Annotated in this window: 19 protein-coding genes; 14 read left to right on the top strand and 5 right to left on the bottom strand. The window is 72.9% G+C overall.

The window, feature by feature from the left end; translation table 11 throughout:
* The first annotated feature begins 396 nt into the window (after positions 1–396).
* Both ABT263_RS27275 and ABT263_RS27270 read left to right on the top strand, forming a co-directional pair.
* Positions 397–2037, top strand: coding sequence for an RNA polymerase sigma factor (locus ABT263_RS27275; RefSeq protein ID WP_329489864.1), 1641 nt, complete (start codon positions 397–399; stop codon positions 2035–2037).
* 396 nt (positions 2038–2433) lie between these two features.
* Positions 2434–3216 (top strand): S1 family peptidase, encoded by a 783-nt coding sequence (locus tag ABT263_RS27270; protein ID WP_502885874.1) that lies wholly within the window; start codon positions 2434–2436, stop codon positions 3214–3216.
* 227 nt (positions 3217–3443) lie between these two features.
* Here ABT263_RS27270 and ABT263_RS27265 read toward each other — a convergent pair whose 3' ends face one another.
* A complete protein-coding gene (locus tag ABT263_RS27265) occupies positions 3444–3677 on the bottom strand; it encodes a DUF7455 domain-containing protein (RefSeq protein WP_352294235.1) in 234 nt (77 codons plus the stop codon).
* A gap of 536 nt (positions 3678–4213) precedes the next feature.
* Between ABT263_RS27265 and ABT263_RS27260 the strand changes: the two genes are divergently transcribed.
* From ABT263_RS27260 to ABT263_RS27235, 6 genes are all read left to right on the top strand, one after another.
* Entirely contained in the window at positions 4214–6325 is a 2112-nt protein-coding gene (locus tag ABT263_RS27260) for a DNA gyrase/topoisomerase IV subunit B (RefSeq protein ID WP_352294233.1), read from the top strand.
* Positions 6326–6481: 156 nt separating this feature from the next.
* Positions 6482–6967 carry a DUF1453 domain-containing protein gene (locus tag ABT263_RS27255; protein WP_352294231.1) on the top strand — a complete coding sequence of 162 codons (486 nt, stop codon included), beginning with the start codon at positions 6482–6484 and terminating at the stop codon, positions 6965–6967.
* 42 nt (positions 6968–7009) lie between these two features.
* Positions 7010–8170 (top strand): sensor histidine kinase, encoded by a 1161-nt coding sequence (locus ABT263_RS27250; protein ID WP_352294229.1) that lies wholly within the window; start codon positions 7010–7012, stop codon positions 8168–8170.
* A gap of 65 nt (positions 8171–8235) precedes the next feature.
* Positions 8236–8952 (top strand): response regulator, encoded by a 717-nt coding sequence (locus ABT263_RS27245; protein ID WP_502885873.1) that lies wholly within the window; start codon positions 8236–8238, stop codon positions 8950–8952.
* Positions 8953–9076: 124 nt separating this feature from the next.
* A complete protein-coding gene (locus ABT263_RS27240; RefSeq protein ID WP_352294226.1) occupies positions 9077–9619 on the top strand; it encodes a DUF485 domain-containing protein in 543 nt (180 codons plus the stop codon).
* A complete protein-coding gene (locus ABT263_RS27235) occupies positions 9616–11286 on the top strand; it encodes a monocarboxylic acid transporter (protein ID WP_352294224.1) in 1671 nt (556 codons plus the stop codon). The genes ABT263_RS27240 and ABT263_RS27235 overlap by 4 nt, the downstream gene beginning before the upstream one ends.
* Before the next feature lie 97 nt (positions 11287–11383).
* On the opposite strand, the gene ABT263_RS27230 is transcribed toward ABT263_RS27235, so the two are convergent.
* Positions 11384–12073 carry a response regulator gene (locus ABT263_RS27230; protein WP_329489873.1) on the bottom strand — a complete coding sequence of 230 codons (690 nt, stop codon included), beginning with the start codon at positions 12071–12073 and terminating at the stop codon, positions 11384–11386.
* The gene (locus tag ABT263_RS27225; protein ID WP_352294222.1) at positions 12070–13722 is read right to left on the bottom strand and encodes an ATP-binding protein; all 1653 of its coding nucleotides are present in this window, start codon (positions 13720–13722) and stop codon (positions 12070–12072) included. The genes ABT263_RS27230 and ABT263_RS27225 overlap by 4 nt, the downstream gene beginning before the upstream one ends.
* Positions 13723–14038: 316 nt before the next feature.
* Here ABT263_RS27225 and ABT263_RS27220 point away from each other — a divergent pair, with 316 nt between their 5' ends.
* Genes ABT263_RS27220 through ABT263_RS27210 form a run of 3 tightly spaced genes read left to right on the top strand, consistent with a single transcriptional unit; the run spans position 14039 to position 16849 of the window.
* On the top strand, positions 14039–14872 hold the full coding sequence (locus tag ABT263_RS27220) for an ABC transporter ATP-binding protein (protein ID WP_329489875.1): 834 nt from the start codon (positions 14039–14041) through the stop codon (positions 14870–14872).
* A gap of 31 nt (positions 14873–14903) precedes the next feature.
* Positions 14904–15734: an ABC transporter permease gene (locus ABT263_RS27215; RefSeq protein WP_380388628.1), complete on the top strand. Its 831-nt coding sequence runs from the start codon at positions 14904–14906 to the stop codon at positions 15732–15734.
* Between the two features lie 38 nt (positions 15735–15772).
* Positions 15773–16849 (top strand): ABC transporter substrate-binding protein, encoded by a 1077-nt coding sequence (locus tag ABT263_RS27210; protein WP_352294220.1) that lies wholly within the window; start codon positions 15773–15775, stop codon positions 16847–16849.
* A 45-nt stretch (positions 16850–16894) separates the two neighbouring features.
* Here ABT263_RS27210 and ABT263_RS27205 read toward each other — a convergent pair whose 3' ends face one another.
* A complete protein-coding gene (locus tag ABT263_RS27205; RefSeq protein WP_352294218.1) occupies positions 16895–17812 on the bottom strand; it encodes a ferredoxin family protein in 918 nt (305 codons plus the stop codon).
* A 235-nt stretch (positions 17813–18047) separates the two neighbouring features.
* On the bottom strand, positions 18048–20498 hold the full coding sequence (locus ABT263_RS27200; RefSeq protein WP_352294216.1) for a DNA gyrase/topoisomerase IV subunit A: 2451 nt from the start codon (positions 20496–20498) through the stop codon (positions 18048–18050).
* Between the two features lie 270 nt (positions 20499–20768).
* On the opposite strand from ABT263_RS27200, the gene ABT263_RS27195 reads away from it, so the two are divergent.
* From ABT263_RS27195 to ABT263_RS27185, 3 genes are all read left to right on the top strand, one after another.
* Complete coding sequence (locus ABT263_RS27195) at positions 20769–22142, top strand: M16 family metallopeptidase (RefSeq protein ID WP_352294214.1); 1374 nt, start codon at positions 20769–20771, stop codon at positions 22140–22142.
* A gap of 20 nt (positions 22143–22162) precedes the next feature.
* Positions 22163–23530 carry a M16 family metallopeptidase gene (locus tag ABT263_RS27190; RefSeq protein ID WP_352294251.1) on the top strand — a complete coding sequence of 456 codons (1368 nt, stop codon included), beginning with the start codon at positions 22163–22165 and terminating at the stop codon, positions 23528–23530.
* 305 nt (positions 23531–23835) lie between these two features.
* Positions 23836–25029: an RtcB family protein gene (locus ABT263_RS27185; RefSeq protein WP_352294213.1), complete on the top strand. Its 1194-nt coding sequence runs from the start codon at positions 23836–23838 to the stop codon at positions 25027–25029.
* Position 25030: the final 1 nt, after the last annotated feature.

Genomic DNA, 25030 nt, shown 5'->3' with positions numbered 1-25030 from the left:
GAACCGCCGTGATCCGCGGACTCCGCGGAATCCGCACGCCCTGCGGGAGCCGCCCCGGGCCGCGGTGGTCTGCCCATGCCAAGAGCTTGCTCGCGAGTGAGGGATGATGGAAGCCGGCCCCGGGCCGCGGGCGCCGAGTGGTGTGACCCGCGACACGAAGGCCATGCGTAACACTTGACGAGTAGCAGCGATGTGTCCTGAGCGGAAGCAGCTCCGGAATACCCCAACATGTCAGAATGCTGTGTTGGTCTGCGGCGCTGCTGCCGTCCTGCAAACCCAGTCCTCAAGCCCGAGTCGGTCGGAATCGACACCGCGCGTCCGACGCGCGATTTCCTTCCCCGCCCGCTCGGGCGGCCGGTACGGGTTCGAGTCCACTCATCGTCCGAGAGGTTGTTCGTGTCGGCCAGCACATCCCGTTCGCTTCCCCCCGAGATCGCCGAGTCCGCGGCTCTGCTGGCGCTCATCGAGCGGGGCAAGGCCCAGGGGCAGATCGCCGGTGACGACGTGCGCCAGGCGTTCGAGGCGGACCAGATCCCGGTCACCAAGTGGAAGAACGTCATGCGCAGCCTCAACCAGGTTCTGATTGAGGAGGGGGTGGACCTTATGGTCAGCGCGGCCGAGCCGGCCGGTGCCAAGCGCAAGAGCGTCGCTGCCAAGAGCCCCACCAAGCGCACTGCCACCAAGGCGGTCACCACCCGGAACCCGGCCGCTCCGGCGGCCCCGACCAAGCCCCCCGTGCGCATCGCGCCCGGCGCGACCATCTCCGTTCCGGCGGTCGCGGCCGCCGCGGCGTCGGTCGGCACGGTGTCCGCCGAGATCACCGAGGCGGGAGCCACGCTCTCCGCCGAGGCGAAGGCGCCTGCGGCGAAGAAGGCCGCCCCGGCGAAGAAGGCGGCCGCCAAGAAGACCGCCGCGCCGGCCAAGAAGACCGCTGCCAAGAAGACCGCCGCCGGTAAGGCGGGCAAGGGCGACGAGGAGATCGGCGGCGAGGAAGAGCTGATCGAGGACGTCGCGCTGCCCGGCGACAAGGCGGGCGAGGAGGCGGAGCCCGAGGAGGAGTCGCAGGGGTTCGTCCTCTCCGACGACGACGAGGACGACGCGCCTGCCCAGCAGGTCGCCGTCGCCGGTGCCACCGCCGACCCGGTCAAGGACTACCTGAAGCAGATCGGCAAGGTCCCGCTGCTCAACGCCGAGCAGGAGGTCGAGCTCGCCAAGCGCATCGAGGCCGGCCTGTTCGCCGAGGACAAGCTCTCGGCCGCCGACAAGCTGGCGCCGAAGCTCAAGCGCGAGCTGGAGATCATCGCCGAGGACGGCCGCCGCGCCAAGAACCACCTGCTGGAGGCCAACCTCCGCCTGGTGGTCTCGCTGGCCAAGCGCTACACCGGTCGCGGCATGCTCTTCCTGGACCTCATCCAGGAGGGCAACCTGGGCCTGATCCGTGCGGTCGAGAAGTTCGACTACACCAAGGGCTACAAGTTCTCCACCTACGCCACGTGGTGGATCCGCCAGGCGATCACCCGCGCGATGGCCGACCAGGCGCGCACCATCCGTATCCCGGTGCACATGGTCGAGGTCATCAACAAGCTGGCCCGCGTCCAGCGCCAGATGCTCCAGGACCTGGGCCGCGAGCCCACCCCGGAGGAGCTGGCCAAGGAACTCGACATGACCCCCGAGAAGGTCATCGAGGTCCAGAAGTACGGTCGCGAGCCCATTTCGCTGCACACCCCGCTGGGTGAGGACGGCGACAGCGAGTTCGGCGACCTGATCGAGGACTCCGAGGCGGTCGTGCCGGCCGACGCGGTCTCCTTCACCCTGCTCCAGGAGCAGCTGCACTCGGTGCTGGACACCCTGTCCGAGCGCGAGGCGGGCGTCGTCTCGATGCGCTTCGGTCTGACGGACGGTCAGCCGAAGACGCTGGACGAGATCGGCAAGGTGTACGGGGTCACCCGTGAGCGCATCCGCCAGATCGAGTCCAAGACCATGTCGAAGCTGCGCCACCCGTCGCGCTCCCAGGTGCTGCGCGACTACCTGGACTGATCCGCGACCGGCGGGACCGCCGCCGGACCACCCGGTCCGGCCGGGTCCGGCGATCCGCACCGTGAGAAGGCCCGGAGCACTGCGCTCCGGGCCTTCTCCGTGTCCGGCGTGACTCCGGGGCGGCGACCGGACGATAGAGCGACAGGGCGATAGGGCGCGTCAGCGTCCGGGTGGCTGTTGTCGCTCGTCCGGGTGGCGGTGCGGCGGTAACCGGTCGCGGACCGTAGCCGATCACCTACGCTGTGCCGGTTGCCCGCTACCGAGCCAACTGGAGACACGGTGCTGCCCAACCCGGATCGCGCGGACCTGCCGACCGTCGCCTCGCCCTCGGCGTGCCCGGCCGGCCGGCCGGTGCGTCGCCGCTACCGGGCGGCCGTCCTGGGCCTGCTCGCCGCAATGCCCGCGACGCTGGTCGCGTTCGGCCCGGCCGCACCGGCCGAGGCCCAGCGGCGGGTGATCGGCGGCGCCGTCGTGAGCACCGCCGACCACCCGTGGATGGTGGCGGTCGCCAGCCGCCAGCAGTTCGGCAACGGTCGCTCGGGGCAGTTCTGCGGCGGTGCGCTCGTCACTCCGACCAAGGTCGTGACGGCGGCGCACTGCTTCTACGACGAGGCCAAGGGCCGGCAGGTGGAGCGGCCGGGGCTGAAGGTCGTGGTGGGCCGGGACGACCTGCGCGGCTCGGCCGGCCGTGAGGTGCCCGTCGAGGCGGTCTGGATCCACCCCGACTACGCCTTCGCGGCCAACATGAACGATGTGGCGGTGCTCACGCTCACCGAGTCGCAGGGTGCCCGCCCGGTGATCGACCTGGTCGGCCAGGGGGACACCGAGCCGTACCGGGAGGGGAACCGGGCGCAGGTCTACGGCTGGGGGGACACCTCGGGCAAGGGCGACTACTCGCCCACGCTCCGTGGTGTCGACGTGTCGGTCATCCCCGACCGGACCTGTGCCCAGGCCTACCCGGGCGGGCCGGACGGGCACTTCGACGCCCGCGGCATGGTCTGCGCCGGTGCGGAGAAGGGCGGGAAGGACGCCTGCCAGGGGGACAGCGGTGGCCCGCTGGTCGTCGCCGGACGCCTTGCCGGGCTGGTCTCCTGGGGCACGGGCTGCGCGGAGGCGGCCCACCCGGGTGTCTACACCCGCGTCGCCGCGGTCGCCGACGCGGTACGCTCCGTCCTGTAGTCGCGCGGTCACGTTCTGACGTCGCGTCGCCCGGACCGCCGGGCGGCGCGGCGGCCCGTACGAAACCGCGGTGGGCCCGGCCGGATCGCAGCCGGTCCGATCGCGGCCGGAAACAGCAGAGCCGGACGACCGACCCCCGTCAGGGGACCCGCCGCCCGGCTCGCCGGTCGCGCGCGGTGCGCGGCCGGACACAGCTCGTTGGCCTGCTGCTGCTGTGGCGCCCGGTATCAGCGCTCTTCGTCGGCGGCCGTGGCGTTGGTGGTGCTGCTGAGCCGGCCGCTCTCGTCCTGTATCTCCACGGCGATCTTCTTGAGCTCGGGCTCGAACTTCCGGCCGTGGTGGGCACAGAAGAGCAGCTCTCCGCCGCTGGCGAGTACGACGCGCAGGTAGGCCTGGGCGCCGCAGCGGTCGCAGCGGTCAGCCGCGGTGAGCGGGCTCGCAGGGGTCAGAACAGTAGTCACGTCGCCTCTTCTCTAGCTCGACGAGCTGTCGTACCAGGGTCAACATCCAACCAGGCCGAAAACGTTCCCGCTCGTGGCTTTTCTTCTTTGAGGATTCTGCTGTGTTGATGAGGACGTGCCCCGGGGGCCGGTGGTTCATGCGTACCGAATCCCAGGATCCGCCTGTCCCTCGAACGCCCGATCGGGACGGGGTGCGAGGTCCGCGTAGCATAATCCTCTGCTGGGTTGGAGCATAAGCCCCGTCCTGGGCCCCGGTAGCCTGCATAACGGCAGTTCCGGAGCCTGCGCCCGGTCCCACGATCCGCCAGGACCGGTGGTACCGGGAGGAGATGGCGCTCCGGTGCGCGGAATCCGGCGCGGTGCGTGTTCGCGCAGCGCGTACAAGCTGCGCGGGACCGGCTCGTCGTGCTGTGACCCAGCGCAGGGGCGTGCACACGTGGCGGAGCTGTTGTCGGTGCGGTGTGCTGCACTGGCGGACGTTCCGGCTGTGCCCGGATGTGACCGATGAGACAGAACTTCACCGAGGAGAGTGCCGCGTGAGTGCCGAATCGACCGTGCCGTCCGCACTGCTGGCCGGGGACGACGGCTCCAACTACACCGCTCGGCACCTGCTCGTCCTGGAGGGCCTGGAGGCGGTTCGCAAGCGCCCCGGCATGTACATCGGCTCCACCGACAGCCGGGGCCTGATGCACTGCCTCTGGGAGATCATCGACAACTCGGTCGACGAGGCCCTCGGCGGCCACTGCGACCGCATCGACGTCGTCCTGCACGACGACTCCTCGGTGGAGGTGCGCGACAACGGCCGCGGCATCCCGGTGGACGTCGAGCCCAAGACCGGGCTCTCCGGTGTCGAGGTCGTGATGACCAAGCTGCACGCCGGCGGCAAGTTCGGCGGCGGCTCCTACGCGGCCTCGGGCGGCCTGCACGGCGTGGGCGCGTCCGTCGTCAACGCCCTCTCGGCCCGGCTGGACGTGGAGGTGGACCGCGGCGGCCACACCCACGCGGTCAGCTTCCGCCGGGGCACCCCGGGCATCTTCACCGAGGGCGGCCCGGACGCCCCCTTCGAGCCCGCCAACGGCCTCAGCAAGGCCCGCAAGGTGCCGAAGACCCGCACCGGTACCCGGATCCGCTACTGGGCCGACCGGCAGATCTTCCTCAAGGACGCCCGGCTCTCCCTGGAGCACCTGCACAACCGGGCCCGGCAGACCGCCTTCCTCGTCCCCGGCCTCACCATCGTCGTCCGTGACGAGCGGCTGACCGAGAGCGACGTGGTCGAGGAGTCGACCTTCCACTACGACGGCGGCATCGCCGAGTTCTGCGAGTTCCTCGCGCCGGACAAGCCGGTCTGCGACGTGCTGCGGCTGCACGGCGAGGGCACCTTCAAGGAGACCGTCCCCGTCCTGGACGAGGTCGGCCACATGACGCCCACCGAGGTCACCCGCCACCTCGGCGTGGACATCGCGCTGCGCTGGGGCGCCGGCTACGACACCACCCTGCGCTCCTTCGTCAACATCATCGCCACCCCCAAGGGCGGCACCCACGTCACCGGCTTCGAGCGCTCGCTCGCCAAGACCGTCAACGAGGCACTGCGCGCCGCCAAGCTGCTGCGCGTCGCCGAGGACGACATCACCAAGGACGACGCCACCGAGGGCCTCACCGCCGTGGTCACCGTCCGGCTCGCGGAGCCGCAGTTCGAGGGCCAGACCAAGGAGGTGCTGGGCACCTCGGCGGCCAACCGGATCGTCGCCGCGGTGGTCGCCAAGGAGCTCAAGGCCTTCCTGACCTCCGCCAAGAAGGACGAGAAGGTCCAGGCCAGGGCCGTCCTGGACAAGGTCGTCGCGGCCGCCCGCACCCGGGTCGCCGCCCGCCAGCACAAGGAGGCCCAGCGCCGGAAGACCGCGCTGGAGACCAGCTCGCTGCCGGCCAAGCTGGCCGACTGCCGCAGTGACGACGTCGAGCGCAGCGAACTCTTCATCGTCGAGGGGGACTCCGCGCTCGGGACCGCCAAGCTGGCCCGCAACTCGGAGTTCCAGGCGCTGCTGCCGATCCGCGGCAAGATCCTCAACGTGCAGAAGGCGTCCGTGAGCGACATGCTCAAGAACACCGAGTGCGCCGCGATCATCCAGGTGATAGGGGCCGGTTCGGGCCGCACCTTCGACATCGACCAGGCCCGTTACGGCCGGGTCATCTTCATGGCCGACGCCGATGTCGACGGCTCGCACATCCGCTGCCTGCTGCTGACGCTCTTTCAGCGCTACATGCGGCCCATGGTCGAGCAGGGCCGGGTCTTCGCCGCCGTCCCGCCGCTGCACCGGATCGAGCTCACCAACCCCAAGCGGGGCCAGGACAAGTACCACTACACCTACTCCGACGCCGAGCTGCGCTCCACCCTGCTGGAGTTCCAGCGCAAGAACATGCGCTGGAAGGACCCGGTCCAGCGGTACAAGGGCCTCGGTGAGATGGACGCCGACCAGCTGGCCGAGACCACCATGGACCCGCGCCACCGCACCCTGCGCCGGATCAACCTGGGCGACCTGGAGCAGGCCGAGAAGATCTTCGACCTGCTGATGGGCAACGACGTCGCCCCCCGCAAGGAGTTCATCGTCGACTCGGCGGCCACCCTGGACCGCTCGCGCATCGACGCCTGAGCGCACCGCCGCACGGCGGGGGCCCTCCACCCTCGGGTGGAGGGCCCCCGCCGTGCCGGCTCCACCCCCGGTCCACCCCGGCGCCGATCAGCGGGGGGCGCCGGATCCGTAGCGTCGGAGAGGTCAGCAAGCCCTCCTGTCGCAACGGAGAATCCGATGACCGGCCTCGTCAACGTCCTCGTGATCATCGCGGTGGTCGCCCTGGTGGTCCGCCGCCAGCTGAGCCCGCAGCGCCTCGACACCGAGCGCCGGTTCTGGGTGCTGCCGCTGGTCCTCGCCGTGCTCGCGCTGCGCGACCCGGGCCTGGTCGACGGTGCCCACCGGGCCCTCTCGATCGGGCTGACCGCCGCCTCGCTGCTGGTGGTGCTGGCGATGGGCTGCGTCTGGGGCTGGACCGTCCGGATCTGGCGCGGCGAGGACGGCGCGCTCTGGACCCGCGCCACCAAGGCCACCGGGGCGGCCTGGGCCGGCATGATCGTCGTCCGGATCGGTCTGTACGGACTGGGCGCGGCGCTGCACGTCCACCAGAGCGGCAGCGCGCTGATGCTCGGGCTCGCGGCGCTGCTGGTGGTCCGGACCGTCGTGGTGAACTGGAGGGCGCGGGAGCTGGCGACGCCGTACCGCGCCGGCGTGGCCGGCTGACCGGTCGGCCCGCGCGTGACCACACCGAGGAGAGGGAGGCCCGTGCCCGGGTGGAGCTGGACCGGCTGGCCGGCCCGCGAGGGGCCGGAGAGGGACACGGAGAGCCCGGCCCGGCGGGTCCTGACGCTGATCGGCCGGACGGTCCTGCTCGTCACCCTGGGCTGGGGGACGTTCTCCCGCGGCGGGTACACCGGCTGGGCGGTGGCCGCGGCGGCGGCCGGGCTGGCCGCGGTGGTCCTGCTGACGGCCGCCTTCCTGCGGGCCGCCCGCGCGCAGCTGCTGCGGCCCGCGCTCGCCCTGGCCGCCGCCCTGATCGGCACCGCCTGGGTCGCCGAGTGGGGGAGGGCCCACCTGCTGGCCGACTTCGTCTGGGGCGGGCTGGCCCTGACCGCGCTGGTCCGGCTGCCCGCCTGCGCCGCGCTGGCCACGGCGGCGGCCGCGTTCGGCAGTTACACGGCCGCCAGCTGGGAGAGCTGGCTGGGGATCCTCGCCACGGTGGGCGGGCTCACCCTGCTCGGCTACCTGCTGCGGATGGACGGCGAGGCACGTGGCACCGCCCGGCGGCTGCTGGCCCAGGAACGGGCCGCGCGGGCCGCCGAGGCGGAGAGCGCGGCGCTCGCCGAGCGGGCCAGGATCGCCCGCGAGATCCACGACGTCCTGGCCCACAGCCTCTCCGCGCAGCTCGTCCACCTGGAGGCGGCCCGGCTGATGCTGGACGCGGGCACCGACCGGGAGCAGGTCCGCGAACGGGTGGTGGCGGCGCGGCGGATGGCGCAGGACGGCCTGGCGGAGACCCGGCAGGCGCTCTCCGCGCTGCGCGGCGAGTTCACCCCGGTCGGCGAGTTCCTGGTGGAGCTGACCGGGCGCGAGCGGGCGGCGTTCACCGTCACCGGGACCCCGCGCCCGCTCCCCGCCGAAGCGGGGCTCGCGGTCCGGCGCACAGCGCAGGAGGCCCTGACCAACGTGCGCAAACACGCCCCCGGCGCACGCTGCGCGCTGGAACTGCGCTACCTGCCCGGCGCGGTGGAGCTGGAGGTGCGCAACACCCGCCCGGGCCGCGGCGAATCGGCCGGTGGGCTGGCGGCCACCGGCAGCGGGTACGGTCTGCTGGGGATGCGCGAACGCGCGGAACTGCTCGGCGGCACCCTGCTGGCGGGCCCGGACGAGGGAGGGTGGCGCGTGCTGTTGCGGGTGCCGGTGTGACCGGGGCGGATCCGACCAGGGTGCTGGTCGCGGACGACCAGACGGTGGTGCGCGAGGGCATCGTGATGCTGCTCGGCCTGTTGCCGGGCATCGAGGTGGTGGGCGCCGCCGCCGACGGCGAGGAGGCCGTCGAGCTGGTCGAGCGGCACCGCCCGGACGTCGTCCTGATGGACCTGCGGATGCCGCGCTGCGACGGGGTCGAGGCCACCCGCCGGATCCGGGCGGCGCACCCGGAGACCGAGGTCGTCGTGCTGACCACCTACGCCGACGACGAGTCGCTCTTCCCCGCGCTGCAGGCCGGGGCGCGCGGCTACCTCACCAAGGACGCCGGCGGCGACGAGATCGCCCGGGCCATCGCGGACGTCCGCTCGGGCGCCGCCGGGCTCTCGCCGCAGGTGCAGCTGCGCCTGCTGGAGCGGCTGGCGGGCGGTGCGCAGCAGGCCACCGCGCCGGGCGGGTGGGACGCGTCGCACGGCGGCGGGCGTGGCGGTGGCGGCGGCGGTGGCGGTGGCGGTGGCGGCGGTGCGGGCCGGTCCGGTCCGGCCGGGCCCGGAGCGGGGCGCCCGGCGGAGCTGCCGGACGGGCTGACCGCCCGCGAGGCCGAGGTGCTGGCACTGATCGCGGAGGGCCTCTCCAACACCGAGATCGCCCGTCGGCTGTTCGTCAGCCCGGCCACCGTGAAGACGCACATCAACAATCTGTTCGCCAAGACCGGGGTGCGGGACCGCGCCCAGGCGGTCGCGTACGCCTTTCGCCACGGGTTCACCGGTACGCAGCAGTAGTCGGATGAGCACCTGTCGGATCATCGATCACCTCATCGAGTGAACGTATCTGCAATGGGAGTTGGCGGGCTCCGCGGGCCTCCATCATGGGTTCGGTCAGAGCCCCGCCGGTCCAGGAGCAGTAGTGCCACAGCAGCAGACGAGCAGCCCCGGACAGGGGCAGCGATTCGACTGGTGGGCCGCTCCCGCCGCGGCCCCCCAGCCCGACCGGCCCGCGCCGCCGGCCCCCGCCGTGCCGCCGCCGGCACCACCGGTGCCGTCCGCGCCGCCCGCGGCCCGGATGGAGGCCGCCCCGCCGGCCCGGCCGCTCGCGCCGGCTCCCGTGCCGCCGGTCGAGGCCCCGTCGGCCGTCGACAGCAGCGAGGTGTACCGCGCCGTCCAGGGCAGCGACGCGTTCCAGGAGATCAAGCGCAGCTACCGGGCCTTCGTCCTCCCGGTCAGCGGGGCGTTCCTCGGCTGGTACCTGCTGTACGTCGCCGCCCAGGCCGGCGCGCCCGGGCTGATGCGCAGCCAGGTCGCCGGCCCGGTCAACGTGGCCTGGCTGCTCGGCCTGCTGCAGTTCGCCTCGACCTTCCTGCTCACCTGGCTCTACGCCCGCAACGCCCGCACCAAGCGGGACCGGGCCGCGCTGGGCCTGCGCTGGGACACCCAGGACCAGCTGCGATGAGGACCGCGACCCCGCCTCCCGTCGCCCCCGCCGGCGACCACCACGACCTGGCCATCGTGCTCTTCGCCGTCATCGTCCTGGTCACCCTGGGCATCACCCTCTGGGTGGGCCGCCGGGGCAGCGCCGCCGAGGACTTCTACGCCGGCGGCCGTGACTTCACCCCGCTGCAGAACGGCTTCGCGCTCTCCGGCGACTACCTCTCCGCCGCCTCCTTCCTCGGCGTCGCCGGGCTGATCGCGCTGTACGGCTACGACGGCGTGCTCTACAGCATCGGCTTCCTGGTCGCCTGGCTGGTGGTGCTGATGCTGGTCGCCGAGCTGGTCCGCAACGCCGGCCGGTACACCCTGGCCGACGTGCTGGCGCTGCGCCTGCGGCGGCGCAAGGTCCGGGCGGCGGCCGGCGGCGCCAGCGTCGTCGTCACCCTGCTCTACCTGGTCGCCCAGATGGTCGGCGCGGGCAGCCTGGTCGCCCTGCTGCTCGGCACCAGCAGCACCCAGGCCCGGACCTGGACCATCGTGGCGGTGGGCGGTCTGATGATCGTCTACGTCACGGTCGGCGGGATGCGAGCCACCACCTGGATCCAGATCGTCAAGGCCTTCCTGCTGATCGCGGGCTCGGTGCTGCTCACCGTGCTGCTGATGGTCCGCTTCCACGGGGACGTCGGTGAGCTGATGCGGCAGGCCGCCCAGCACAGCGGCGCCGGGCAGCGGTACCTGGAGCCGGGGCTCAAGTACGGGGCGAGCTTCACCAGCCGACTGGACTTCTTCAGCCTCGGCCTCGCCCTGGTGCTGGGCACCGCGGGCCTGCCGCACATCCTGTCCCGCTTCTACACGGTGCCCACCGCCCGGGCCGCCCGGCGCTCGACGATGTGGGCGATCGGGCTGGTCGGCGGCTTCTACCTGATGGCCATCGCGCTCGGCCTGGGCGCCACCGCGCTGGTCGGCTCGGCGGAGGTCCGGCACGCCAACGCGGCGGGGAACACGGCCGTCCCGCTGCTGGCCCTCGTCCTCGGCGGCGGCAACGGCAGCACCGGCGGGGTGGTGCTGTTCGCGCTGATCTCGGCGATCGCCTTCGCCACCATCCTGGCCGTGGTCGCCGGGCTGACGCTCGCCTCCTCGGCCGCGTTCGCCCACGACATCTGGGCGGGCGCCTGGCGGGGGCGCCCGCGCCGTCGGCGGGGCGGCGTGCCGGCCTCCCGGCGGGCCCGCCGGGAGGCCTCCGAGCGCGAGGAGGTCGGCGTCGCCCGGATCGCGGCGGTGGGGATCGGGGCGGTCGCGATCGCGCTCAGCCTCTTCGCCCAGCAGCTGAACGTGGCCTTCCTGGTCGGCCTGGCCTTCGCCGTCGCCGCCTCGGCCAACCTGCCGGTGCTGCTGTACACGCTGTTCTGGCGGCGGTTCACCCCGCGCGGCGCGGTCTGGTCGGTGTACGGCGGGCTGATCCCGGCGATCGTCCTGGTGACCTTCTCGCCGGTGGTCTCCGGCACCAAGGTGGCGCTCTTCCCGGGGGTGGACTTCCACTGGTTCCCGCTGGAGAACCCGGGCATCGTCTCCATCCCGCTGGGCTTCCTGGCCGGCTGGATCGGCACCCTCACCTCGCCCGAGCCGGCCGACGCGGACCGCTACGCCGAGCTGGAGGTCCGCTCCCTCACCGGAGCCGGCGCGGCCTGAGCGGCGGCGGGCGCCGCGCGGCGCGCACGGAACCCCGACGGGCCCGGGACCCGTCGGGGTTCCGCCGTGAACGGCGGCGTTCGGCCCGGGGCGGCCCTCAGGCCCGGACGGCCAGCACGTAGCGGTGCTCGGGCCGCCCGGTGTCGCCGTACCGCAGGGTGAGCCGCAGCCGGCTGTCCCGCTCCAGCTGCTTGAGGTAGCGCTGCGCGGTGGAGCGGCTCAGCCCGGTGGCGTCCGCGACCTCCTGGGCGCAGAGCGGGCGGCCGGCGCGGCGGAGCACACCGAGCACCAGGTCGGTGGTGGGCGCCGAGTGGCCCTTGGGCAGGGCGGCCGCGGGGGCCGCCGTGCCGCGCAGGGTGGCGAAGAGCCGGTCCACCTCGTCCTGGCCCGCCTCGCGCGCGGCCGGTCCGGCCAGCGCGTGCCGCAGCTGCGCGTAGGCGACCAGCTTCTCCCGCAGCCCCGCGAAGCTGAACGGCTTGACCAGGTACTGCAGGGCGCCGTGCTGCATCGCGGCGTGCACCGTGGAGACGTCCCGGGCGGCCGTCACCATCATCACGTCGCACGCCACCTGCCGTTCGCGCAGGCGCCGCACCAGGGCGAGGCCGGTCTCGTCCGGCAGGTGGTGGTCGAGCAGCAGCAGGTCCACCGGGCGGCGCTCCAGCGCGGCGAGCGCCTGACCGGCCGAGTGCGCGGTGCCGGTGACCCGGAAGCCGGGCACCTTGGCCACGTACGCGGCGTGCACGTCGGCGACCCGGAAGTCGTCGTCCACCACGAGTACGTCGATCATCGGGCCTCCACGAGCGGTGCGGGGACGGGCGGTGCGGGGACGGGCGGTGCGGGGAGGGGCGCGGCCGGGGGGTCGTCGTGCAGGGCCTCGGGGAGCTCGACGGTGAACCGGGCGCCGCCGAGCGGCCCGGTGTCGAGCACGATCCGGCCACCGGTCCGTTCGACCAGCCGCCGCACCATCGCCAGCCCCAGCCCGCGCGGCCGGTGCGCGGGCGCGTCCTTGCTGGTCCACCCCTCCTCGAAGACCCGCTCGCGCAGGGCCGCCGGCACCCCCGGCCCGCTGTCCGCGACCTCGGCCAGCAGGGTGGACCCGGCCGCCGCCAGGGTCACCGCCACCTGACCGCCGCCGCCCGGAGCCACCGCGTCGACGGCGTTGTCGATCAGGTTGCCGAGCACCGTGACCAGCGCCCGGGTGTCCACCACCGCGTCCGGCAGGTGCGCCGCCGGGGCGACCGCCAGCCGGACGCCGCGCTCGGCCGCGACCGCCGCCTTGCCGGCCAGCAGCGCCGCGACGTGCGGGTCCCGCACCCGCTCGCCGATCCGGGCCACCGCCGCCGCGTGCGAGCCCGACTGCTCGGAGATGAACGCCACCGCCTGGTCGTGGCGGCCGAGCTCCAGCAGGCCGAGCAGGGTGTGCATCCGGTTGGCGTGCTCGTGGTCCTGGGCCCGCAGGGCCTCGGTGAGGCTGCGGGTGGTGTCCAGCTCACGGACCAGGGACTCCAGCTCGGTGCGGTCGCGCAGGGTGACCACCGCGCCGCCCTCGGCCGTCGCCATCCGGTTCACCACCAGCACCCGGTCGTCCCGGACGGCCGGCAGGTCGGCGCCGGTGATCCGCCCGGCCAGCACGTCGGCCAGTCGGCCCGGCGGCAGCACCTCGTCGATCGGCCGCCCGGCGAACTCCTCGGGGAGGCCGAGCAGCCGCCCCGCCTCGTCGTTGGCGAGCCGGATCCGGCCCCGTTCGTCCAGCGCCACCATGCCCTCCCGGATGCCGTGCAGCATCGCCTCCCGCTCCACCAGCAGCGCCGAGATGTCGGCCAGCGCGATGTTGTGGGTGCGGCGCTTCAGCCGGCGGGCCAGCGCCAGCGTGGCGACGGTGCCGGCGGTCAGCCCGGCGCCCGCGCAGAGCAGGATGCCGGTGAGCATCTTCAGCAGCCGCCGACGGATCGAGTCGTCGCTGATGCCCACCGAGACCTCGCCGACGATCCGCCCGTCGGCGACCCGCAGCGGGACCTTGCCGCGCGCGGTACGGCCCAGGGTGCCCTCCTGGATGGCGGTGACGCTGCGCCCGGCGAGGGCGGGCTCGGGATCGGTGGAGACCCGCTGGCCGATCCGGCCGGGATCGGTGTGCGAGAGCCTGATGCCGTCCAGGTCGGTGACCACGACGAAGCTGGCGCCGGTGGCCGTCCGGATCTGCTCGGCGTTGCGCTGGGCGGTGGCGGCGTCGCGGACCTCGGCGGCCCGGGCGATCGTCTCGTCGCCGGCGGTGGCCTGGGCGATGGACAGCGCGCGCTGCATCGCGTCGTGGTCCAGTTCGGCGCTGACCGGTGCCAGGAACAGGCCGGCGGTGAGGACGGTGACGCCGACGGTCACCACGGTCTGGCTCAGCAGCAGCTGGGCGAAGACCCGGCGGGGCCAGTGGGGGTGTTTCATCCGGGCCTCCTCTCGGGGGCGTCCGACCGGCCGCGGTCGACGGGCGAGGGGGATCAGGGCGGGGCGGGGGGATTGGGGGATCGGGCGGGGCGGATCGGGCAGATCGGGCGGAACCGGGTGGGTGGCGGGTCGGTGGTCGGCACACCCTATGTTTCCGGGGTGGTTCTGTCAGCCGTGCCCCCGCTGTTGTAGCGGAAGCAAAACGAGCAGAACAGCCCTCAACGCGGAGAACCCGCAGTTCGCCGAGAAGTCTCCCGCCGCCGCCCCCGCCGCTCCTAGCCTCCCGGGGCAAGCACAGAGCACCCCGGGAGGTTCCATGAGCACAACCCCGGCGACCGGGCCGGCGCCGGCCCCGGCGATCGAGTTGACCGGCGCCACCAAGCGGTTCCGCACCCCGTCCGGCGCCCTGCACACCGCCGTCCGCGACCTCGACCTGACCGTCGCGCAGGGCGAGTTCGTCGCCGTCGTCGGCCCCACCGGCTGCGGCAAGTCCACCACGCTGACCCTGGTCAGCGGCCTGGAGGAGCCCACCGAGGGCGAGGTCCGGGTGTACGGCCGGCCGGTCGACGGCATCGACCGGAAGGTCGGCTTCGTGTTCCAGCAGGACGCCGTCTTCCCCTGGCGGACCGTGCTGTCCAACGTCACGGCCGGCCCGCGCTTCCGCGGCGTGCCGGCCACCGAGGCCAGGGAGCGGGCCCGCGACTGGCTGGCCCGGGTGGGCCTCGGCGACTTCGAGGACCGCTACCCGCACCAGCTGTCCGGCGGTATGCGCAAGCGCGTCGCGCTCGCCCAGACCTTCGTCAACGACCCCGGCATCCTGCTGATGGACGAGCCGTTCTCGGCGCTGGACGTGCAGACCCGCGCCCTGATGTCCGACCAGCTGCTGGAGTTGTGGGCCGGCACCGGGTCGTCCGTGGTCTTCGTGACCCACGACCTGGACGAGGCGATCGCGCTGGCCGACCGGGTCGTGGTGATGACGGCTGGCCCGGCCACCGTCAAGGAGGTCTTCACCGTCGACCTGCCCCGCCCGCGCACCGTGGAGGCGGTCCGGCTGGAGCCGAGGTTCGTCGAGTTGTACCGGGAGATCTGGGCGTCGCTCGGCGAAGAGGTGCGCATCACCCGGGAGAGAGGAGCGGGTCGTGCCGCTTGAGACCGCGCCGGCCGTCGCCGGAAAGGCCCCGGTGGCCACCGCCACCAGGACGGAAGCCCGCGAACGAGCCGCCCGCAGGCGAAGGCTGGGCATCTACGGAGCCCGGATCGCGGTGCTGGTGGCCTTCCTCGGACTCTGGGAGCTGTGCGCCCGCACCGAGGTCGTCGATCCGTTCAACTTCTCCCAGCCGACGAGGATCTGGGACCAGATCTGGCAGTGGATCACCCACGGCACGGCCCAGGGCTCGCTCGGCGAGCAGATCGGCTACACCCTCTACGAGGCCCTCACCGGCTGGGTGATCGGTGTCACCGGAGGCGTGCTGCTGGGCATCGCCCTCGGCCGGATCCGCTTCCTGGCCGACGTGTTCGGGCCCTACATCAAGGTGCTGAACGCCATCCCGCGCATCGTGCTGGCCCCGATCTTCCTGATCTGGTTCGGCCTCGGCCCGGCCTCCAAGGTGGCCTCGGCGGTGGTGCTGGTGTTCTTCCCGGTCTTCTTCAACGCCTTCCAGGGCGCCCGCGAGGTCGACCGCAACCTGGTCGCCAACGCCCGCATCCTGGGCGCCGACAACCGGCGGGTCACCCTTCAGGTGGTCATCCCCGCCGCCACCACGTGGATCTTCACCAGCCTCCACGTCAGCTTCGGCTTCGCGCTGATCGGCGCCATCGTCGGCGAGTACATCGGCGCCACCAAGGGCCTCGGCCTGCTGGTCGCCGCGGCCCAGGGCACCTTCAACGCGGCCGGCGTGTACGCCGCGATGACCATCCTCGCCGTCGTCGCGCTGTTCACCGAGGGGCTGCTGACCTTCGCCGAGAAGAAGCTGTTCCGCTGGAAGCCCGCCGACTCCGGCGACGGCCGCTGAACCCCACCCCGTTCCACCGCAGAGAGGCACCCCCACCCATGCGCCCGAACCCGACCGGCAGAGCTGCCGCCGCCGCCCTCGCCGCCGTCCTGCTGTTCCCGCTCGCCGCCTGCGCCAACGACGCCGCCTCCGTCTCCCACAGCGGAGCCGCCCCGGCCGGGCAGAAGGTCGACGGCCCCAAGGTCAAGATCATGGTCGGCGGCCTGGACAAGGTCATCTACCTGCCCGCCATGCTCACCCAGCGCCTCGGGTTCTTCGCCGAGGCCGGCGTCAACGTCGAGCTGCTGAGCGAACCGGCCGGCGTCAACGCCACCACCGCGCTGCTCGCCGGGGACGTCCAGGGCGCGGTCGGCTTCTACGACCACACCATCGACCTCCAGGCGAAGGGCAAGAACGTCGAGTCGGTCGTGCAGTTCTCCCAGGCACCGGGCGAGGTCGAGATCGTCTCCGCCAAGCAGGCCGACGCCATCACCTCGGGCGCCGACTTCAAGGGCAGGAAGCTCGGCGTCACCAGCATCGGCTCCTCCACGGACTTCCTCACCAAGTACCTCGCCGTCAAGAACGGCACCGCGGTCAGCGAGTTCAGCCCGATAGCGGTAGGCGCCGGCCAGACCTTCATCGCCGCGCTCCAGCAGGGCAGCATCGACGCCGGCATGACCACCGACCCGACCGTGGCCGCCGTTCTCGACAAGGGCCTCGGCAAGATCCTCTACGACATGCGGACCCCCGAGGGCTCGCGCGCCGCACTCGGCGGGCTCTACCCCTCGTCCTCGCTCTACATGAGCTCCGAGTGGGTGGAGAAGAACAAGGACACCACCCAGAAGCTCGCCAACGCCTTCGTCAGGACGTTGAAGTGGATGGCCGCGCACACCCCGGCGGAGATCGCCGAGAAGATGCCCGCGGACTACGCGCAGGGCGGCGCCGAGCAGTACGCGGCGGCGATCGGGGCGACCCTGCCGATGTTCACCACGGACGGGGTGATGCCCGCCGACGGGCCGAAGACCGTCCTCGCGGTGCTCGCCGCCTTCCACCCGGACGTCAAGGGCAAGGAGGGCTCCATCGACCTGGCCCGCACCTACACCACGGAGTTCGTCGGCAAGGCCGCCACGGGCTGACCCCGCGCCGGCGGTCCCGCGCCCACCCCCACGGGCGCGGGGCCGTCACCGTTCCTGGACCGACAGCGCCCGGACCGCCGCCACGTCCATCCGCGACGGCGTGCCCGCCGCCTTGCCGCAGCTCTCCGGGCGGGCCGGCTCGCTCGCGCCCTCGACCACGTCCACCTCCCAGGCCCGGCCGTCCCGGTGCCGCACGGTCACCAGCCAGCGCCCCGCGCCGGCGGAGCGCTGGCTCAGGGTCAGCGCGTCCACCTCGGTCTCGCCGGTGGCCAGCCGGACGGCGTGGTCGGCCGCCTGGCCCGGGCGCTCCCAGCCCGAGCAGCCCCGCGACCACTCCGGCACCATGTGCCCGGACGCCGTCGCCGCCAGCACCTCCTTGGCGCTCTCCGCCGTCAGCCGCCCGTAGGCGAAGCCGTACGGCAGCACCAGCATGGTGGGGGAGAAGCGGTGCCCGCCCAGGTGGGTCACCTCCCACACCTCGCTGTGCCCGGCCGCCGTCAGCTGGGCGGCCAGCGGCCGGCCCAGCAGCGCGCAGCAGCGGTCCCGTCGGCCGTTGGTGCACACCAGGGCCACCGGTCCGCCGACGTGCTCCGCGCCGAACCCGCCGTGCTCGCCCGCCCCCAGCGCCCCGAAGTCCAGCCCGAGCAGCTCCGCGGGGTCCGTGACCGCCCCCCGGCGCACCCAGCCGCGACCCGGCACGGTGTGCGCGAGGAACACCTCGTGCCGCGCGGTCGGCAGGCAGTCGGCGTGCCGGCCAGGCCGCCGGATCAGCGCCACCCGCACGCCCGTCCCCGCGGCGGCCGCCTCCAGGGCCCGCCCCACCGCGGCGTCCAGATGGCTCTCCGCGAGCGCCTTCGCGCCCCACGGCCCGGTCTGCTCGATCAGCAGCCAGGTGGTGGCGGTGGCCGCCGTGGCGGCCAGCGGCTCCGACAGTTCACGCGACACGGTCGCACAGGTGCTCACGCAGGCAAGGCTACCCTTGGCCCCTCGGGCCACCGGGGCTTGGCACCCGCTTGGCCCCCTCGGCTCCCGGGGCCCCCGGGCTCCCCGTACGCGGCTCCTGCGACCCGGCCCGGACGCGCGAGAGGGGCGCCGGACTCCGGCACCCCTCCCACGACCTGCGGCCGGCCGCTGTTACACCGGGCCGCCGTTACGCCGTTCCGCCCTTACACCGGGCCGCCGTTACACCGTTCCGCCCTTACACCGGGCCGGCCACCACACCGATTGGCGCCGTCACCGGCGTGCCCGACCCGTCACGACGCGGGTCGCGCTCCGGCAGGTCGACCGGAGCCCCCTTGGCGCCGGCCGCGCGGGCCGGCGCGGCACCCGCCCAGGCGAAGGACAGCACGTCCTCGCCGCGCAGGAACCGCTGGCAGCGCACACCACCGGTGGCCCGGCCCTTGCGCGGGTACTGCTCGAACGGCGTGACCTTCCAGGAGCTCTGCTCCTCGCCCGTCAGCGTGCCCGAGGCACCGGCCACCGAGACCACCACCGCGTCCACGGCCGGGTCCACGGCGGTGAAGGAGAGCACCCGGGCGCCGTCCGACAGCTTGATCCCGGCCATGCCGCCCGCCGGTCGGCCCTGCGGGCGCACCTGGCCCGCCGGGTAGCGCAGCAGCTGGGCGTCGGAGGCGATGAAGACCAGGTCCTCCTCGCCGGTGCGCAGCTCGACCGCGCCGACCACCTCGTCACCCTCCTTGAGGGCGATCACCTCGAACTCGTCCTTGTTCGCCGGCCACTCCGGCACCACCCGCTTCACCACACCCTGCGCCGTGCCCAGCGCCAGACCCGGCGAGGACTCGTCCAGCGTGGTCAGCGCCAGCGCCCGCTCGCCCGTCTCCAGCCGCAGGAACTCGCCCACCGCGGCGCCGCCCGCCAGCGTCGGCGACGGCGTCGGCGGCAGCGCCGGCAGGTCGATCACCGGCAGTCGCAGCACCCGGCCCGCCGACGTCACCACACCGATGTCCGCCCGCGCCGTGGCCGGCACCGCCGAAACGATCACATCGTGCTTGGAGCGCTTCTCCGACACCTCGAACGGCTCGCCGTCCGCCGTCCGCGCCAGCAGGCCCGTCGAGGAGAGCAGCACCCGGCACGGGTCGTCCGCCACCTCCAGCGGAACGGACAGCGCCGCCGACGGGGCCGCGCCCGCCTCCAGCAGCACCGTCCGCCGCTCGGTGCCGAACTGCTTCGACACCGCGGCCAGTTCGCCCGACACGACGTTGCGCAGCCGGGTGTCCGACTCCAGGATCTCGGTCAGCTCCGCGATCTCGGAGTTGAGCTTCGCCTGCTCCTCCTCCAGCTCCACCCGGTCGAACCGGGTCAGCCGGCGCAGCGGCGTGTCCAGGATGTACGCGGTCTGCGTCTCCGACAGCGAGAAGCGCTCCATCAGGCGCTCCTTCGCCCGCGCCGCGTTGTCGCTCGACCGGATGATCGCGATGACCTCGTCGATGTCGATCAGGGCCACCAGCAGGCCCTCGACCAGGTGCAGCCGCTCCTGGCGCTTGCGCCGACGGAACTCGCTGCGCCGGCGCACCACCTCGAAGCGGTGGTCGACGTAGACCTCCAGCAGCTCCTTCAGACCCAGCGTCAGCGGCTGGCCGTCCACCAGGGCCACGTTGTTGATGCCGAAGGTCTCCTCCATCGGCGTCAGCTTGTAGAGCTGCTCCAGCAGCGCCTCCGGCACGAAGCCGTTCTTCACCTCGATCACCAGCCGCAGCCCGTGCTCGCGGTCGGTGAGGTCCTTGACGTCCGCGATGCCCTGCAGCTTCTTCGCGTTGACCAGGTCCTTGATCTTCGAGATGACCTTCTCCGGGCCGACGTTGTACGGCAGCTCGGTGACCACGATGCCCTTGCGGCGGGCCGTCACGCTCTCGATCGTCGTCGTCGCACGGATCTTGAAGGTGCCGCGGCCCGACTCGTACGCGTCCCGGATGCCCGACAGGCCGACGATCCGGCCGCCGGTCGGGAGGTCCGGCCCGGGCACGAACCGCATCAGCGTGTCCAGGTCGGCGTTCGGGTGCTTGATCAGGTGCCGGGCCGCCGCCACCACCTCGGACAGGTTGTGCGGCGGCATGTTGGTCGCCATCCCGACCGCGATCCCCGTCGCGCCGTTCACCAGCAGGTTCGGGAACGCGGCCGGCAGCGCCAGCGGCTCCTGCTCGCTGCCGTCGTAGTTCGGGCCGAAGTCGACGGTGTCCTCGTGGATCGACTCCACCATCGCCATCGAAGCCGCCGTCAACCGCGACTCGGTGTACCGCATCGCGGCCGGCGGGTCGTCGTTGCCCAGCGAACCGAAGTTCCCGTGCCCGTCGATCAGCGGCAGCCGCATCGAGAACGGCTGCGCCATCCGGACGACCGAGTCGTAGATCGACGCGTCACCGTGCGGGTGCAGCCGGCCCATCACCTCGCCCACCACGCGGGCGCACTTCACGTGCGCGCGGTCCGGCCGCAGGCCCATCTCGTTGGCCTGGTACAGGATCCGCCGGTGCACCGGCTTCAGGCCGTCCCGTGCGTCGGGCAGCGCACGCGAGTAGATCACCGAGTAGGCGTACTCCAGGAAGGAGCCCTGCATCTCGTCCACGACGTCGACGTCGAGGATCCGCTCCTCGAAATCTCCGGGCGGCGGGGTCTGCGAACTGCGGCGGGCCATCGCGGCGGGGCTCCCTTACGTCTCGCTTGCGTCTCGTCGTCGTCAGTCGTCGTCTGCGTCTGCCGTCGTGTGCTGTCCTCGTCGGCTGTCGTCAACAGGGCCCAGCGCCCCCATTGTGGACCCTCGCGCCGACACTCCGAGCCAGCGCCCCTCTTCCGCCCCTGGCGAACGCCCGGTCCGCGCGGACACATCCGAGCCCTCCCCGCGTTGCACCACAATGGGGGACGCCACACGAACCCCCGACATCGACGACGGGAAGGACCCGAGCGCATGGCCAACCCGGCCCCCGCATCCGCCTCCACCGGAGGAACTGGCGCTGCCATCGCCATCACCGAGCACCGCCTGGCCAACGGCCTGCGCGTCGTCCTCTCCGAGGACCACCTCACCCCGGTCGCCGCCGTCTGCCTCTGGTACGACGTGGGCTCCCGCCACGAGGTGAAGGGCCGTACCGGTCTGGCCCACCTGTTCGAGCACCTCATGTTCCAGGGCTCCGCCAGCGTCTCGAACAACGGCCACTTCGAGCTCGTGCAGGGCGCCGGCGGCTCGCTCAACGGCACCACCAGCTTCGAGCGCACCAACTACTTCGAGACCATGCCCGCCCACCAGCTGGAGCTCGCTCTCTGGCTGGAGGCCGACCGGATGGGCTCGCTGCTCGCCGCCCTGGACGACACGTCCATGGAGAACCAGCGCGACGTCGTCAAGAACGAGCGCCGCCAGCGCTACGACAACGTGCCCTACGGCACCGCCTTCGAGAAGCTCACCGCGCTCTCCTTCCCCGACGGCCACCCGTACCACCACACCCCCATCGGCTCCATGGCCGACCTCGACGCCGCCACCCTGGAGGACGCCCGCGCGTTCTTCAGCACGTACTACGCGCCGAACAACGCCGTCCTCTCCGTCGTCGGCGACATCGACCCCGAGCAGACCATCGCCTGGGTGGAGAAGTACTTCGGCTCCATCCCCGGCCACGACGGCAAGCAGCCCCCGCGCGACGGCACCCTGCCCGACACCTTCGGCCGGGAGATCCGCGAGCACATCCACGAGGACGTCCCGTCCCGCGCCCTGATGGCCGCCTACCGGCTCCCGCACGACGGCACCCGCGAGGCCGACGCGGCCGACCTGGCCCTCACCATCCTCGGCAGCGGCGAGTCCAGCCGTCTCTACAACCGCCTCGTGCGCCGCGACCGCACCGCCGTCGCCGCCGGCTTCGGCCTGCTCCGCCTCGCCGGCGCCCCCAGCCTCGGCTGGCTCGACGTCAAGACCTCCGGCGACGCCACCATCGAGCAGATCGACGCCGCCGTCGACGAGGAGCTCGCCCGCTTCGCCGCGGAGGGCCCCACCGCCGCCGAACTGGAGCGCGCCCAGGCCCAGATCGAGCGCGAGTGGCTCGACCGGCTCACCACCGTCTCCGGCCGCGCCGACGAACTCTGCCGCTACGCCGTCCTGTTCGGCGACCCGAAGCTGCTGGGCAGCGCCCTGGCCAAGGTGCTCGACGTCACCGCGGAGGAGGTCCAGGCCGTCGCCCAGGCCCGCCTGCACCCGCGCAACCGGGCCGTCCTGGTCTACGAGCCCACCACCGGCGACGACACCGACGCCGACGAGACCGCCACCGACGCCACCGAAGAGGAGGGCGCTGCCGCATGAGCACCGACTACGTCCCCGCCATGACGTTCCACCCCAAGCCCGAGCCCGGCACCGCAGAGCCGTGGGCGTTCCCCGCCCCCGAGCGCGCCGCCCTCGGCAACGGCATCACCGTCCTGCACTGCGACCGCCCCGGCCAGCAGCTCGTCGCCGTCGAGGTCCAGCTCGACGTGCCGCTCGCGGCCGAGCCGGAGGGCCTCGACGGCATCGCCACCATCCTGGCCCGCGCCTTCAACGAGGGCACCGATACCCTCACCGCCGAGGAGTTCGCCGCCGAACTGGAGCGGGCCGGCGCCACCCTCGACGCGCACGCCGACCACCCCGGCCTCCGGGTCTCCCTGGAGGTGCCTGCCTCCCGGCTCCAGCGCGGCCTCGGCCTGCTCGCCGACGCGCTGCGCGCGCCCGCGCTGCCCGAGGACGAGATCGAGCGGCTGGTCGCCAACCGGCTCGACGAGCTCGTCCACGAGGCGGCCAACCCCGCCCGCCGCGCCGCCAAGGCCCTCTACGCCGAGCTCTTCGACGGCGCCGACCGGCTCTCCCGCCCCCGCGGCGGCACCGCCGACACGGTCAAGTCCATCGACCGGGCCGCCGTCAAGGCCTTCTACGACGCCCACGTCCGCCCCTCCACCACCACCGTCGTGGTGGTCGGCGACCTCACCGGCACCGACCTGCCCGCGCTCCTGGAGGCCACCCTCGGCACCTGGACCGGCACCACCGCGGAGCCCACCGTGCACGCCCCGGTGACCGGCGACGACACCGGCCGCGTCGTCATCGTCGACCGCCCCGGCTCGGTCCAGACCCAGCTGCTCATCGGGCGCGTCGGCCCGGACCGCCACGACCCGGCCTGGGCCGCCCAGATCCTCGGCACCTACTGCCTCGGCGGCACCCTCACCTCCCGCCTGGACCGCGTCCTGCGCGAGGAGAAGGGCTACACCTACGGCGTCCGGGCGTTCGCCCAGCCGCTGCGCTCCGCCGCCGACGGCTCCGGCCGTGCGCTGATCGCGATCAGCGGCTCGGTGGACACCGCGTCCACCGCGCCGGCGCTCGCCGACACCTGGACCATCCTGCGGACCCTCGCCGCCGAGGGCCTCACCGACGCGGAGCGCGACGAGGCCGTGCAGTTCCTGGTCGGCGTGGCCCCCCTGAAGTACGAGACCGCGGGCTCCGTCGCCGGCACGCTGGCCGACCAGGTCGAGCAGGACCTGCCGGACGACTACCAGGCCGAGGTCTACCGCAGGCTCGCCGAGCTGCCGACGGCGGAGGCCACCGAGGCCGTCGTCGCGGCGTTCCCGGCGGACCGCCTGGTCACCGTCCTGGTCGGCGACGCCGCCACGATCGCCGACCCGGTGCGCGAGCTGGGCATCGGCGAGGTCACCGTGATCACCGCCTGATCAGCGCCTGATCCCCCCGGTACGGGCTGGGGCCCGGTGGAGCACTCCGCTCCGCCGGGCCCCCGCGTTTTATCCCGTTGCGGGCCCCGGGCGCCGCGTGGGTAGATGTTCCCCGGCACACACGAACGGGAGGAGGCGGTCACCATGCGGGTCGAGCGAACTGCACGACGCTCCCCGAGGCCGTTCTCCCGCTGTGCCCAGGGCGTCTGAGCCCCACCCCCGGAACTTCCCCGAGCCGCGCCGGGACTCTTCGCGCGGCACCCCACCTAGGCTTGAACCAGCCGACCTTTGGAGGTCGTTCAACCATGTCGTACACCGAGGTACCCGGCGTCCGCGTGCCGATCCGGATGTGGACCGACCCGGCCACCGTCGAGGGCCAGGCCATGCAGCAGCTGCGCAACATCAGCTCGCTGCCCTGGCTGCACGGCCTCGCCGTGATGCCCGACGTCCACCTGGGCAAGGGTGCGACGGTCGGCTCCGTGATCGCGATGAAGGGCGCCGTCTGCCCGGCGGCCGTCGGCGTCGACATCGGCTGCGGGATGAGCGCCGTCAAGACCTCGCTCACGGCCGGGGACCTGCCCGACGACCTCTCGCGACTGCGCTCCAAGATCGAGCAGGCCATCCCGGTCGGCCGCGGCCTGCACACCGACCCGGTCGACCCGAAGAAGCTCCACGGCTTCGCCACGGCGGGCTGGGACGACTTCTGGGAGCGGTTCGACGGCGTGGCCCACGAGGTCAAGTGGCGCCGCGAGCGGGCCATGCAGCAGATGGCGACCCTCGGAGGGGGAAACCATTTCATCGAAGTATGTGTTGATAGCACCGGAGTCGTGTGGCTGATGCTGCACTCCGGCTCCCGGAACATCGGCAAGGAGCTGGCGGAGCACCACATGGGCGTCGCCCGGTCGCTGCCGCACAACCAGGGGCTGATCGACCAGGACCTCGCGGTCTTCATCGCGCAGACCCCGCAGATGGCCGCCTACCGCGAGGACCTCTTCTGGGCGCAGGAGTACGCCAAGAAGAACCGCGCGGTGATGATGGCGCTCTTCCAGGACGTCGTCCGCCGTGAGTTCGCCAAGGCGAGGGTCACCTTCGACGAGGTGATCAGCTGCCACCACAACTACGTGTCGGAGGAGCGGTACGACGGCGTCGACCTGCTGGTGACCCGCAAGGGCGCGATCAAGGCCGGCTCCGGTGACTTCGGCATCATCCCCGGTTCGATGGGCACCGGCTCCTACATCGTCCGCGGCCTCGGCAACGAGGCGGCGTTCAACTCCGCCTCGCACGGCGCCGGCCGGAAGATGAGCCGCAACGCCGCGAAGAAGCGGTTCACCACCCAGGACCTGGTCGAGCAGACCAAGGGCGTGGAGTGCCGCAAGGACAGCGGCGTCGTGGACGAGATCCCCGGTGCGTACAAGTCGATCGAGAAGGTCATCGAGCAGCAGAAGGACCTCGTGGAGGTCGTCGCCCACCTGAAGCAGGTCGTCTGCGTCAAGGGCTGAC

Source organism: Kitasatospora sp. NPDC001603 (genome assembly GCF_040298365.1).
In the GTDB taxonomy this organism is placed as follows: domain Bacteria; phylum Actinomycetota; class Actinomycetes; order Streptomycetales; family Streptomycetaceae; genus Kitasatospora.
This window is presented reverse-complemented; position numbering and strand designations above follow the sequence as displayed.